Origin of the sequence: Labilibaculum euxinicum (assembly GCF_009795715.1) — a bacterium.
Lineage (GTDB): Bacteria > Bacteroidota > Bacteroidia > Bacteroidales > Marinifilaceae > Labilibaculum > Labilibaculum euxinus.
Genome location: NZ_WTCR01000015.1, coordinates 55933 through 70192, shown reverse-complemented (window position 1 = coordinate 70192; position 14260 = coordinate 55933). Strand labels below are relative to the sequence as shown.

Here is a 14260-nt window from a genome sequence, read left to right as displayed (position 1 = left end):
TTAACTAATTTTAAAAAGTAACGTTATCTATCAGGCGGGTTTTCCCAACCTGAACTGTAATACAACCTATCTTATTATTTGACTCATTCCAGTCGTTAATCACCTCAAGGGTTGTATCGTTAACAATCTCAAAATACTCGACCGAAAGATAATTGTTTTTATTGATTTCTTCAACAACCCATTCTTTCAATTGAGAAACACTTAATTCCGCAGCTAAGTTACGAGCTTTAAATAAAGTTTCAGAGATTTTACAAGCATTTTTTCTCTGATCTTCAGAGAGCAAAACATTCCTTGAGCTCATGGCTAAACCGTCCTTTTCCCTGATAATAGGGCAGGGAACGATATTAACATTTAACTTAAGATCTTTTGTCATCTGCTTAATAACAGCTACTTGTTGGAAATCTTTTTGTCCAAAGTAGGCATTTTCAGGGCTTACGATATCGAAAAGTTTGCTAACAACCTGAGCAACACCATTGAAATGACCCGGACGTTTTTTCCCTTCCATAATCTTATCAAGCATACCGAAATCGAAAATTCTGGTGTCAGGTTCAGGATAAATTTCATTTACTTCCGGAATAAAAATTAGGTCTGGTTTGCAGGCCGAAAGTTTCTCCAAGTCCTCTTCAATAGTTCTTGGGTAAGTCAATAAATCCTCTGGATTATTGAACTGTGTTGGGTTTACAAAAATACTAACAACCGTAATATCATTGTTTTTTACAGATGTATTTACAAGAGACAAATGCCCCTTATGAAGAGCTCCCATTGTAGGAACAAATCCGATTGTCTTTCCTTCTGCCTTCAACTTGCTGATTTTACTTTTAATCTCAGCAACAAGCTTTACTATTTCCATCCCTTGAATTGTGTCGGTAAAATCTAATTGATTTTTATTTGAGACTGCAAATAAAATAAATAAATATAAAATGGAGAAATATTAATTGCATTTAATTGTATTGTAGGAGCTTTAAGCTTCGCTTTCGGACAGGTATGTTAATTATTTTTACTAATTTTGCGCAGATAATCTGTATTATATTATTAGCGACTATATGGAAAAGACAAAAGTATTGTTTGTTTCACAAGAAATTACCCCTTATCTTCCTGAAACTGAAATGTCTGCAATAGGCAGATATCTACCTCAGGGAATCCAGGAAAAAGGAAAAGAGATCAGAACTTTCATGCCCAGATATGGATGTATCAATGAGAGAAGAAACCAACTACATGAAGTTATCCGCCTTTCGGGAATGAATTTAATAATTGATGATACAGATCATCCATTAATTATTAAGGTTGCCTCGATTCAAGCGGCTCGTATGCAAGTTTATTTCATTGACAATGAGGATTATTTTCATAGAAAAGAGATTCTGTTAGATGAAAACGGAGATGCTTTTGAGGATAATGATGAAAGAGCTATTTTCTTTGCAAGAGGGGTACTTGAAACAGTTAAAAAATTGAGATGGGCGCCGGATGTGGTACATTGTCAAGGTTGGTTCACCGGTTTGGTACCTTTGTATTTGAAAAAATCATTTAATGAGGATCCGTTATTTACTGAAACAAAGGTTGTTTTCTCCATGTATGATGATGAGTTCTCAACAAAATTCAGCAGCCGGTTTAGAGAAAAGTCAATTATTGAGGGAGTTAGTCAGGAGGATGTTAGCATTTTAGAAGATGCGAGTTATGTTGCACTTCATAAATTAGCAATTGATCAGTCTGATGCCCTGATTATGGGAAGTCCTCAGATAAACGACGAAGTGATGGCATATGCGGTTGCTTCAGGAAAACCTTTTCTGGAGTATAAGAACAAGGATGAATATGTATTGGCTTACTCAGAACTTTATGACGAATTAGTAGCAGAATAGTTACGATTTACGATATATTCAAAAGGTGTATTTAAGCATTTGCTTACTTACACCTTATTTTTTATTCTTTAATATACTTTAAGAAGTTTGGAGAGCTTTCTAACTTATCGTATTTTTAGCTGGATTTATGATAATTCATTCGGTGATGCCTATTTTGATGCTAACTCATTGATTGCAAGATTATTTGATGAATTGTTTTTTAACAAGTTTCGCGTGGTACCGAAACTGAAATATTTGTATTTATGTGTGGAATAGTTGGTTACATTGGGGATAAGCAGGCTTATCCTATACTCATTAATGGTCTTAAAAGATTAGAATACAGAGGGTATGATTCTGCAGGAGTTGCTCTTCGTACAAATCGGACTCAGGTATTTAAGTGTAAGGGAAAGGTTCAGGATCTGGAAAATCATGCAAAAGGAAATGATGTTTCGGGAACCATTGGAATTGGACATACCCGTTGGGCAACTCACGGAGAACCTAACGATGAAAATGCTCATCCTCATAGTTCGATGAATAAAAAATTTGTAATTATTCATAACGGAATTATTGAAAACTACTCAACCTTAAAGGATAAGCTGATTAAAAGAGGATATGCTTTTCAAAGTGATACAGATACAGAAGTTCTGGCAAATCTGATTGAGTATATCTATTTGAAAGGTGAAGTTTCTGCAGAACTGGCAGTTCGATTGGCTTTAACAAAAGTGGTTGGAGCTTATGGTTTGGTTGTTATTTGTGATGATGAACCAGATAAATTGATTGCGGCCAGAAAAGGAAGTCCATTGGTGGTTGGAGTTGGAAACGGAGAATATTTTCTTGCTTCGGATGCTACACCAATTATTGAATATACTAATAGTGTTATCTATCTGAATGATAATGATGTTGCGATTATAAGCAGAGATGAATTGGTTTTAAAAACCATTCAGAATGACAAATTAACTCCCCATGTTCAACAACTGGATTTGGATATTGAGCAAATTGAAAAAAACGGATACGATCATTTCATGCTAAAAGAAATTTTCGAACAGACCAGCTCTATTCATGATACTATTCGAGGACGAATCTCTACCGCAAATAAAGAAGTGTTTTTAGGTGGAATAAATGATGTTATTCCGCAATTGGTGAATGCCCGCCGAATATTAATTATTGGATGTGGTACATCCTGGCATGCTGGAATGGTAGGTGAATACTTATTTGAAGAATTTGCCAGAATTCCTGTTGAAGTAGAATATGCATCTGAATTCCGTTATAGAAATCCTGTGATTTTTAAGGATGACATCGTTTTGGCGATCAGTCAGAGTGGTGAAACTGCCGATACCCTGGCTGCTATTAAATTAGCTAAAGAGGCTGGAGCAACTGTTCTTGGTATTTGTAATGTAGTTGGATCAAGTATTCCCCGTGAAACTCATGCTGGTGTGTATACTCATGCAGGTCCGGAAATTGGAGTTGCTTCTACAAAGGCATTTACAGCTCAGGTTACTGTGCTAACCATGATGGCAATGCTTGTTGGATACCGCAAAGGAACTCTGGCTAAGGATGCATATGAAGAGCTTATTGCAGAATTTGCAAATCTTCCGGAAAAGATAAAAAGAATCCTGGATAAAGAAGATGACATTAAAGAATTATCCAAACAATACATGAATTCTACCAATGCTCTCTATTTAGGACGAGGTTTCCTGTTTCCGGTAGCTTTGGAGGGAGCTCTAAAATTAAAAGAAATTTCATACATACATGCCGAAGGATATCCTGCGGCAGAAATGAAACACGGACCAATTGCTCTTATAGATGAACAAATGCCGGTTTTTGTTGTTGCAACAAAGGATAAATCTTACGAGAAAATTGTAAGTAATATTCAGGAAGTAAAGGCAAGAAAGGGCCACGTAATTGCTATTGTTACTGAGGGCGATACTGTAATTAGTAAAATGGCTGATTTCGTAGTCGAAATTCCAGAAACCTTGGAACCATTGGCACCATTGTTAACGGTTATTCCTTTCCAGCTGATTTCTTATTATATCGCTGTTTACAGAGGCTGTAATGTTGATCAACCAAGAAATTTAGCAAAATCTGTTACTGTAGAGTAACTTAAGATTTAAGAATTATAAATAGAGCGATGTGATTGTTTCACATCGCTCTTCTTTTTATCGGTTGGTATATTGTTGTTCGTAGAACTTTTCGTAGTCTCCCGACAGAATATTTTCCATCCAGTCGGAATTTTTCAGATACCAGTCAATCGTTTGCTCAAAACCCTCTTCGAATTGGATGCTTGGCTGCCATCCCAATTCTTTTTTAATTTTTGTTGCATCTATAGCATAACGCTGGTCATGACCTGCTCTGTCTTTTACAAAAGTGATTAATTGCTGTGAACTTCCTGTTTCACGATTCAGTTTCTGATCCATAATATCACAAAGTTTTTTCACTAAATCCAGATTGGTCCATTCGTTATCCCCTCCAATATTATAGGTCTCTCCAATTTTCCCATCATGGTAAATGGAATCGATTGCCAAAGCATGATCTTTTACAAACAGCCAGTCTCTTATATTATCTCCTTTACCATAAATAGGCAATGGTTTAGAATTTTTAATGTTGTTTATTACCAACGGAATGAGTTTTTCAGGAAACTGATTTGCACCGTAATTATTAGAGCAATTCGACAATACAACCGGAAGTTTATAGGTGTGAAAGTATGCCCGAACCAAATGGTCTGAGCTTGCTTTTGAAGCAGAATACGGACTTCTCGGATCGTAAGAAGTTGTTTCTGTAAATTTCCCTGTTTTTCCTAAGGAACCGTATACTTCATCAGTAGATATGTGGTAGAATTTTTTGCCATTCATATCATTGGTCCAACATTCTTTAGCTGCATTAAGAAGGTTTACAGTTCCAACAATATTGGTCATAATAAAGGCTAAAGGATCTGAAATTGATCTATCAACATGAGACTCTGCGGCTAAATGCAGAACTCCTTCAAATTTATAATTTTTAAAAAGGTTTGATACAAATGCCAGATCTGTTATGTCACCTTTTATAAAAGTGTAATTTGCTTTGGAGTCGATATCTCTTAAATTTTCAAGATTCCCGGCATATGTAAGTGCGTCAAGGTTAATGATTTGATAGTCTGGATATTTGTTTACAAACAAACGAACCACATGTGAACCAATAAATCCGGCACCTCCTGTAATTAATATATTTTTTTTCACGTTCAGATAATATTTTTAGTTATTTCACTTTAAAATACTCATAATAATCTCAAGGGTAAAAAATATTGGAAACAGTTTATGTATTATTTTTAATGGTATCAAAAATACAATAATTTATTGGAGAGTAACTCTTTCTGAATAGATGCATAATTATTTTTGTGTTGTGAAAAGCTTGGTTTATAGTTGATTACTTTTTTTACGATAAATTCGATTTGAGTGGTATGTAATTTTGATTATATTTGTGTATTATGCTGGAAGTATCAAAATATATTAAAGACCTTTTATTTATTCACGATTGTGTGATATTACCTGGGTTTGGTGGCTTTGTTGCCAACTATAAACCTGCTAATATCGACGATAGTTTGAATATTGTTTTTCCTCCGTCCAAAGCTATTGGATTTAACCGTAATTTATCGAAAAATGATGGTTTGCTGATTAATAGATTGGCTGAATCGGAAAATCTGAGTTATTCAGAGGCTGAAAAATCTGTTCAGTTTTTTACTGAAGATATCCGTGTTCGAATTCAGCGTGGAGAAAGGGTTGTGTTGGATCAGGTAGGATGTTTTTACAATGACAGAAGGCATAATATGTTGTTTGAGCCTTCAAAAGAGCTTAATTATTTGGTAGATGCATTTGGTTTGGAGCAAATAGATCTTCCTAAACTATCCTTATCTGCAGAAGACAAAATTCATCCGGCAATTATATCTCAAGCTAAAGTAAGGACACTTTTTACGACAAAACGTTTGTGGTATGCCGCAGCAGCTATTCCTTTTGTATTAACAATTGCCTTACTTCCAATGAATTCTGAACGTTCATTCCTTGGTAACGAAGCTTCTATGGGAATGATGGAAGGCAAGAAAGAAATTACCGAGAAGATAGTTCAATTAAAACCGGTAATTTCCCCACCGGAAGAGATGGTGATATTTGAGCCTAAGCTTACAAAAGAAGTGAAACTGGATGAGTTGCGTGAAGGCAGATTTTATTTGATTTCGGGTAGTTTTACTTCAATGAAAAATGCAGAAATATTAAAACAGGAATTGATTTCTAAATCTTATCCTGCTGTGATAATTAAAAATAAAAATTTGTATTCTGTTGCGATCAATCAATTTGATAAGAGAGCAGATGCAGATCAATTTAAAAAGAAGGTAATTGCTAAGAACTCAAAAGCTTACTGCTGGGTTCTGAAAAAATAAAGACCTAAAAAAAAACGCTTTCTATCGGAAAGCGTTTTTTTTTATCTTAAAGTTTAAGTCTTGAATTATCTGATTTCAGAACCTGGTTTTATGCTTTGGTCCGGTGAAACAAAAGATAATTTTCCATCGGCATCTTCAGCCATTAAAATCATCCCCTGAGATTCAATTCCTTTTAATTGTTTTGGTTCCAGATTCACTAATATACTAACCTGCTTGCCAATAATTTCTTCAGGTTTGTAGTGTTCTGCAATACCTGAAACAACAGTTCTTTGATCAATTCCGGTATCAACAGTTAGCTTTAAAAGTTTTTTTGTTTTTGCTACCTTTTCAGCAGCTGTAATTGTTCCAACACGAACATCCAGTTTCATGAAATCATCGAAGTTGATATTTTCTTTTGCCGGCGCAACAATCTTTTTTTCTGCTTCGTTAGCTGCTTTTGTAGCCAAAAGTTTGTCTACCTGAGCTTGTATTGTTTCATCTTCAATTTTTTCGAAAAGTAAAGAAGCAGTATTTATTTGATGATGATTTGAAATAACATTAGCACCAATATTTTCCCAGGCCAAAGTCTCGATGTTCAAAAATCCGCGAAGTTTGCTGGCTGTAAATGGCAAAAACGGCTCGATTAAGGTCGATAGATTGGCTGTAATCTGAAGACTAATATTCATGATCGTTTTTACTCTTTCTTCATCAGTCTTAATCAGTTTCCAAGGTTCAGTATCTGCTAAATACTTATTTCCTAAACGAGCTAAATTCATTGCTTCTTTTAATGCTTCACGAAAATGGTAAGTTTCAAGATTCTTTTCAACTTGTTCTTTAAAGACAGGAATCTGAGCTAATGTTTCTTTATCGAAATCGGTTAATTCTCCTTGCGCAGGAATTATTCCATTGTAGTATTTATGAGTAAGAACCAAAGCACGATTCACAAAGTTTCCTAGAATTGCAACCAGCTCATTGTTGTTTCTTGCCTGAAAATCTTTCCAGGTAAAGTCATTATCTTTAGTTTCCGGAGCATTTGCGGTCAAAACATACCTTAAAACATCTTGTTTATCAGGGAATTCCTCTAAATATTCGTGCAGCCAAACCGCCCAATTTCTACTTGTCGAAATTTTGTCCCCTTCCAGATTTAAGAATTCGTTGGCAGGAACATTATCCGGTAGTATATAAGATCCTTCAGCCTTAAGCATTGCCGGGAAAATGATGCAATGGAATACGATATTGTCTTTTCCAATAAAATGAACCATCTTCGAATCATCAGCTTTCCAGTATTTTTCCCAGTCGGGAGTTAATTCTTTTGTAGCCGAAATATATCCAATTGGAGCATCGAACCAAACGTAAAGTACTTTTCCTTCTGCACCTTCGGCAGGAACAGGAACCCCCCAATTTAAATCACGGGTTACTGCTCTCGGGTGCAATCCGGTATCCAACCATGATTTACATTGTCCGTAAACATTTGGTTTCCATTCTTTATGATCTTCTAAAATCCATTTTTTCAGATCATTCTCATATTTATCTAAAGGCAAATACCAGTGTTTGGTTTCTTTTAATTCTGGCTTATTTCCGGTAATGGATGAAGTAGGATTGATTAAATCTGTTGCATTTAGTGAAGTTCCGCAACTTTCGCATTGATCACCATATGCTCCGTCGTTATTACAATGAGGACAGGTTCCGGTAATGTATCTGTCTGCAAGGAATTGATTCGCAATAGCATCGTAATATTGCTCACTTGTTTTTACGATAAATTCTCCTTTGTTATCTAAGGTCTTAAAAAATTCAGACGCAGTTTCGTGGTGTGTTTTTGAACTTGTTCTGGAATAAATGTCAAAAGTAATTCCGAACTTCTCAAATGAATCTTTGATAATATTGTGATATTTATCCACAACATCCTGCGGGGTAATGCCTTCCTTTTGTGCTTTAATAGTAATAGGTACACCATGTTCGTCTGAACCTCCAATCAGTAGTACATCTTCTCCTTTTATTCTAAGGTATCTTGTGTAGATATCTGCAGGAACATATACTCCAGCCAAATGACCAATATGAACCGGTCCGTTTGCATAAGGTAAAGCCGTGGTTACAAGTGTTCTATTAAATTTCTTCATTTGTGATTATATTTTTTCTTAAGGAATTGCCTTTTATTGTTTTGAGATGAAGGATTCCTCTGTTAATTTTGTTTACTGACTATTGTTTAAAACTTTGACCTTTGGTCGAATTGTTTGCAAAGATAAGATAGAATTGGCAAAAACGTAGTTATCCATTTGTATTTTATTCTTAATTTGTTCTTACTTCAAAAAAACTAAATAGATATGTATCAGCCGGCTGCTTTAGTAAAAGGAGATAAAATTGGAATCATCTCTCCCGCGGGAAAAATTAATCCTGAAAAAGTGGGAATTGCAGTCACTAGATTGGAAGAGGCGGGTTATAAAGTCGTTCTGGGAAATCATGTGTTTGATGTTGAAAATCAATTTGCAGGCAGTGATATGAATCGGTTGCGAGATCTTCAGCTCATGTTAGATGATCCTGAGATAAAAGCTGTTCTTTGTGCCAGAGGTGGATATGGGAGTGTGCGAATATTGGAGCATTTAGATTTTGATCTGTTTATTCGCAATCCAAAATGGATTGTTGGATATAGTGATATCACTGTATTTCACAGCTATTTGAATAATATATTAGGAGTGGAAAGTATACATGCGACTATGCCCGTTAATTTTCCTTCATTGAAGGAGAAGGAAGATAATTCACTATCAACTCTTTTGCATTCATTAGCCGGGGATTTGGAAAATTATGAAATTTCTTCTCACGAATTAAATCGAAATGGTGTTACAGAGGGAGAATTAATAGGGGGGAATTTATCTATTCTTTATAGTTTACGCGGAACTGTAATGGATTTTGAACCGCATGGGAAAATTCTTTTTATTGAAGATGTTGGAGAAGAATTGTATCATTTGGACAGAATGATGAAGAATTTAAAAATGGGTGGTAAATTATCAGAACTTCAGGGATTGATTATTGGAGGTATGAGCGATATGAAGGAAGGAAATCCTGATTTTGGAAAAACTGCTTACGAAATTATTTTAGAGTCCATTGAAAATTATTCTTATCCGGTTGTTTTCGATTTTCCTGCCGGTCATATCAAGGAAAATTGGGCTTTGCCGTTTGGTAGATTTTTAAGGTTGGATGTAAGTGAAAAAGGAGCGAAGTTTACATGGGATAAATATAAGGAAATGGAATAATTATGGCTGCACACAATGACTTAGGGAAAATGGGCGAAGACCTTGCTGCGAAGCATTTGCTTCAAAATGGGTATAAAATTCTGGATCGTAATTGGATTTATCAAAAGAAGGAGTTGGATATTGTAGCTGTAAAAGATGATCTTTTGGTTGTTGTGGAAGTTAAATCGAGATCAACCGAATATTTTGAGCACCCGGCTGATGCCATTACACTCTCAAAAATTAAATTTTTGGTACGTGCAACACAGGGATATGTCGATTCAAAAGAAATAGTACAAGAAGTACGATTCGATGTAATAAGTGTGATAAAACAAGATGCAGAATTTGTAATTGAACACATCGAAGATGCTTTTAGTGCACCTGTTGATTAATCGGCAAGATATTTATCGATAGTTGATAAAAGTTCTTCAAAACGAATTGGTTTTGATAGATAATCGTCACAGCCGGCATCCAATATGCGTTCCTTGTCCCCTTCAAGTGCATATGCAGTTTGAGCAATGATTGGAATTTCTTTGTGATTTTTTTTGATTCTGCGGGTGGCTTCGCAACCGTCCATTATAGGTAATCTGATGTCCATTAAAATGACATCAATATCATCTGATTCTTCAATGATATCAACCGCTTCTTTCCCATTTTTTGCCCACAACAGTTTCGACTCAGTTCTGCTTAAAGCTGCATCGAAAAACATGTTGTTAATCTCTTCATCTTCAACAATGAGAATTCGTTTGTTTTTCCAATTGTATTTTTGGGCGTAGCCAGTTTCTTTCATGAGTATATCTATTTCTTACTTTTCTGTGAACTAAATATACAAAATTGAGAGAAGTAAAAAAAAAATCATTTGTTTCTAGGTTAAAAATATTTTTTCAGTGTTTAACAAATGCCTTATTTATACTATAAACAGGTGAATTCTGTTTATAGTAAGGAGGTTTATGTTTGTAAACTTACAGAAACTTAAGAACCACATCTTTCTTCATCTTAATACATGAAAATTTAGGCTTTTATTTAAAAGTATTTATATTTGTTTTCATTGTTTAAGTTGCAATCTAACAAATATATACAGATGAATATTGAGGAATTAAGAGAGTATTGTCTTTCAAAAATTGCTGTAAGTGAGGGATTTCCATTCGATGAAGAAACCTTGGTTTTTAAGGTGCTGGATAAAATGTTTTTGCTCACAAATATAACAGGTGAACTTCAAATGAATGTGAAGTGTGATCCCGAAAAAGCCATTGAATTACGTGAGATGTATTCTTCGGTATTACCTGGATATCATATGAATAAAAAATATTGGAATACTGTAGTTATAGATGGTAGTGTATCAGATCGGCAACTAGAGCAATGGATTGATGATTCGTATGATCAGGTTGTTGCTAAGATGACTAAAAAGAAACAGAATGAATTAATGAATTTGAAATAGACAAATTAATAAGTTCCTTTAGAATATAATATACTAACAACAAATACGTACTAAAACGATGAAGAAAACATTTTTAACAATCATTATTCTTGCCTTTTTTAGTGTTAATCTTACAATGGCGCAAGAAACAACGAAAGAAGAAAAGGTTTATTCTACTGTGGTAGATATTCCAACAACATCGGTTAAAAATCAGCAAAGTACAGGAACCTGCTGGTGCTTTGCAGGAATCTCGTATATCGAAACTGAGTTACTGCGTATGGGAGCACCTGAAATTGATTTATCAGAAATGTATATTGTTCGGTTAGCTTATTCTCAGAAAGCCAAAAGGTATTTTCGTTACCATGGCAAAGGAAACTATAGTGAAGGAGGACAAGCTCATGATGTTCTAAACGTAGTAAAAGAAAATGGATTTGTTCCGGAAAGTGTTTATTCAGGGAATAAGTATGGCAGCGGTTTTCACATCCATAAAGAGATGCTTCAATCGACCAAAGCTATGCTGGATGAGGTTATTAAAAATCCAAATAGAAAGATTACCCCTGTTTGGGAGGAATCAATAAATGCAGTGTTAGATACTTATATGGGAAAAGTACCAAGTAATTTTGAATTGGATGGAGTTGAATACACTCCTGTTTCTTATGCTGAGAAATTAGGTTTTAATCCGGATGATTACATTGAACTGACTTCATATAGTCATCATCCTTTTTATCAGAAAATTAATTTGGAGATTCCGGATAATTGGTCAGATGATTTGTATTATAATGTACCTATGGATGATATGATGGAGGTAATTAACTACGCTCTCAATAATGGCTTTTCAGTTTGTTGGGACGGTGATGTTAGTGAAAAAGGATTTTCTCATCGAAATGGGTATGCTGTTTTGCCATCAGAAAAAACGGTTGATATGACTGATTCTGAAATTGCAAAGTGGGAGAAAGATCTGGCAAAAGATGAAAAGGGAAATAGTAAAAAAGATATTGAGCCCGAAGTAAGCCAAGAGCTTCGTCAGGCCACCTTTGATGATTTTGAAACGACAGATGATCATTTGATGCATTTAACAGGAATTGTTAAGGATCAGTATGGAAAGGTTTATTATAAAACAAAAAATTCCTGGGCTGAAAACAGCAATCAATTTGGCGGCTATTTAAACATGAGTGAAGCTTATGTGAAGCTTAAAACTGTGGCTGTAATGGTTCATAAAGATGCGATACCTAAAGAATTGAAAAAGAAATTGGGTTTGTAATAAAGATTGGGAAATAAGTGAAAGGATGTTCTTTGGACATCCTTTTTTTTGTATCAGTAATTTAAAAATTTGAATTTTATTTAGCACGGAAAAAAGTGAATTTTAGAACGTTTAGGGAAAATACTTGGTTGATAATTAGCATTATTCTGAAAATAATTTATAATATTGTTAGCCCTGTTTTAATATTATTAACCACTACTAACTATGAAAACCTTCGATCAAACTTTCCTAAAGTTATTTAGGAATGGTAATCAGGACTCATTTAAAATATTGTACGATAAGTATTTTGATGCGCTGTTTCTGTTTGGTCATAAATATGTTTTGGCACAAGATGTTGTTGAAGATATAATTCAGGAAACTTTTATTAAAATTTGGGAAAAAAGATCATCTTTTTATCATGAAGGCGCGATGCGAGCATTTTTGTACAAAACAGTTCGTAATTCATGCTTAAATCAAATTGAACATCAAAAAGTCCGTAAATCTTACGAGGGGCAATCCGATAAAAATATCTGTGATGAGGATTACTTTCTTCATAATGTGATTGAAGAAGAAGTGAGTCGAATTATTAAAGAAACGGTTCATAAATTGCCTGAATCTGCCAGATTAATTTACTTATTAAGCCTAAAAGGATTAAAAAATGCTGAAATAGCTGAAGATTTGGATATATCTATCAATACTGTTAAGACACAAAAGCAAAGAGCAAGTAAATTTTTAAAAGAGAATTTAAAGAATTTGTTCTCGATTCTATACTTCATTTAGAATTGAGTAGAAGCGAAATATTAAAAAGGGTGGTAAAAGTTAAAACTTTTGTCACCCTTTTTTTCATGTTGCCTGTTATAATAAATGTTAATCGCACACAGAAAATTGTAATATGACTAATTTACCATCTGGTTTTAAAATTGCAGATTTAATTGTGAAGAGGCTTGAGGGGAAGCTGAACGCAGAAGAAGAGCAATTTTTGGAGGAGTGGAAACATGCAGGAGAGGAAAATCTTGTGCTTTTTCATAAACTTGCTCAAAACCCGGAGAAACTGTACTTCAAGAAAGAGGCAAAACTTGAAAGTGCAAATAAAGAAGATGTTTGGAAGCAAATACAAACTAAAGTACGAAGAGACAGGCGAATTCAATTAAAGCAACAGGTAATGAAGATTGCTGCGATGCTGATTGTTGCCGTAGGTGTTGGAGGCTTTTTGTATACTATTAGCAACAATTCTGTTCACGATGAGCCCATCGCGATTTTGCCTGGTAAAAATCAAGCCCTGCTGGTATTAAGTGGTGGTGAGAAATATCAATTGAGCGAAAAAGTTAATCTGGAAGAAAAAGGGATACAGATATCCAATAATTCGAAAGAGTTGGTTTATAGTAATGTTGCAGAAAAGGTAAGTGAGGAACGGCTGACATACAATACCATTATTATTCCCAAAGGAGGAGAATACAAGCTGACTCTTGCAGATGGAACTAAGATTTGGTTGAATTCAAATTCTAAATTGAGATATCCTTCTCAGTTTGGCACGGGAGTGAGAAAAGTACAATTGGAAGGGGAAGCCTTTTTTCAGGTGGCAAAAGACAAGGAACATCCATTTGTTGTTGATGTAACTACTGCTGAGGTTAAAGTTTTGGGAACGTCTTTTAATGTAAATGCATATAATGATCAGGATGATATTTTCACGACTTTGGTTGAAGGCAAGGTTGAGGTTGACGATGATTTTCGTGGTACTAGTCAGAAATTATTACCGAATGATCAATTGTGTTTTAATAAATTGAATGGTAAAACTTCAAAAAAAATTGTTGACACAAGATTATATACGGCTTGGAAAGACGGACGTTTTGTTTTCGAAAACAAAAGCTTGGAGGATATAATGATTAGATTGTCACGGTGGTATGATGTTGATGTGTTTTTCTTGAGCAATTCAATAAAACATTTAAAATACACAGGAGATGTTGCCCGCTATGATAATATTAACAGCATTCTTGATATGATAGAAGTAACTGAAAAAGTAAAATTCACAATAAAAGATCGTAGTGTTATGATCGAAGAAAATTGCAAATAAAAAAAACCGGAGTTTGCAGCCACAAACCCCGGCAAAGTCAATAAACATTTCTTTTTGAGGAGAAATGCAGTACTAACCAAATCACATTCAAA

Annotated in this window: 13 protein-coding genes; 9 read left to right on the top strand and 4 right to left on the bottom strand. The window is 34.6% G+C overall.

Annotated elements, in window-relative coordinates; all coding sequences use genetic code 11:
- Nucleotides 1-10: 10 nt before the first annotated feature.
- Nucleotides 11-850, bottom strand: a complete 840-nt coding sequence (panC, locus tag GQR60_RS17325) for a pantoate--beta-alanine ligase (RefSeq protein WP_124994144.1) — start codon at nt 848-850, stop codon at nt 11-13.
- A gap of 193 nt (nt 851-1043) precedes the next feature.
- Between panC and GQR60_RS17320 the strand changes: the two genes are divergently transcribed.
- On the top strand, nt 1044-1853 hold the full coding sequence (locus tag GQR60_RS17320) for a glycogen/starch synthase (RefSeq protein WP_124994143.1): 810 nt from the start codon (nt 1044-1046) through the stop codon (nt 1851-1853).
- A gap of 242 nt (nt 1854-2095) precedes the next feature.
- Nucleotides 2096-3931: a glutamine--fructose-6-phosphate transaminase (isomerizing) gene (gene glmS / locus GQR60_RS17315; RefSeq protein WP_124994142.1), complete on the top strand. Its 1836-nt coding sequence runs from the start codon at nt 2096-2098 to the stop codon at nt 3929-3931.
- Between the two features lie 57 nt (nt 3932-3988).
- Here the strand turns inward: glmS and rfbB are convergent, their stop codons facing one another.
- On the bottom strand, nt 3989-5044 hold the full coding sequence (rfbB, locus tag GQR60_RS17310; RefSeq protein WP_124994141.1) for a dTDP-glucose 4,6-dehydratase: 1056 nt from the start codon (nt 5042-5044) through the stop codon (nt 3989-3991).
- A gap of 248 nt (nt 5045-5292) precedes the next feature.
- Between rfbB and GQR60_RS17305 the strand changes: the two genes are divergently transcribed.
- A complete protein-coding gene (locus GQR60_RS17305; RefSeq protein ID WP_124994140.1) occupies nt 5293-6237 on the top strand; it encodes an HU domain-containing protein in 945 nt (314 codons plus the stop codon).
- Between the two features lie 65 nt (nt 6238-6302).
- On the opposite strand, the gene metG is transcribed toward GQR60_RS17305, so the two are convergent.
- Nucleotides 6303-8333 (bottom strand): methionine--tRNA ligase, encoded by a 2031-nt coding sequence (gene metG, locus GQR60_RS17300; protein WP_124994139.1) that lies wholly within the window; start codon nt 8331-8333, stop codon nt 6303-6305.
- 204 nt (nt 8334-8537) lie between these two features.
- On the opposite strand from metG, the gene GQR60_RS17295 reads away from it, so the two are divergent.
- Entirely contained in the window at nt 8538-9464 is a 927-nt protein-coding gene (locus GQR60_RS17295) for a S66 peptidase family protein (RefSeq protein ID WP_124994138.1), read from the top strand.
- A gap of 2 nt (nt 9465-9466) precedes the next feature.
- Entirely contained in the window at nt 9467-9832 is a 366-nt protein-coding gene (locus GQR60_RS17290; protein ID WP_124994137.1) for a YraN family protein, read from the top strand.
- On the opposite strand, the gene GQR60_RS17285 is transcribed toward GQR60_RS17290, so the two are convergent.
- A complete protein-coding gene (locus GQR60_RS17285; RefSeq protein ID WP_124994136.1) occupies nt 9829-10230 on the bottom strand; it encodes a response regulator in 402 nt (133 codons plus the stop codon). The genes GQR60_RS17290 and GQR60_RS17285 overlap by 4 nt on opposite strands.
- Nucleotides 10231-10521: 291 nt before the next feature.
- On the opposite strand from GQR60_RS17285, the gene GQR60_RS17280 reads away from it, so the two are divergent.
- From GQR60_RS17280 to GQR60_RS17265, 4 genes are all read left to right on the top strand, one after another.
- Nucleotides 10522-10878: an MmcQ/YjbR family DNA-binding protein gene (locus tag GQR60_RS17280; RefSeq protein ID WP_124994135.1), complete on the top strand. Its 357-nt coding sequence runs from the start codon at nt 10522-10524 to the stop codon at nt 10876-10878.
- 58 nt (nt 10879-10936) lie between these two features.
- Entirely contained in the window at nt 10937-12118 is a 1182-nt protein-coding gene (locus GQR60_RS17275; protein ID WP_124994134.1) for a C1 family peptidase, read from the top strand.
- 204 nt (nt 12119-12322) lie between these two features.
- Nucleotides 12323-12877: an RNA polymerase sigma factor gene (locus tag GQR60_RS17270; RefSeq protein WP_124994133.1), complete on the top strand. Its 555-nt coding sequence runs from the start codon at nt 12323-12325 to the stop codon at nt 12875-12877.
- A 112-nt stretch (nt 12878-12989) separates the two neighbouring features.
- Nucleotides 12990-14168 (top strand): FecR family protein, encoded by a 1179-nt coding sequence (locus GQR60_RS17265; protein ID WP_124994132.1) that lies wholly within the window; start codon nt 12990-12992, stop codon nt 14166-14168.
- Nucleotides 14169-14260 lie beyond the last annotated feature (92 nt).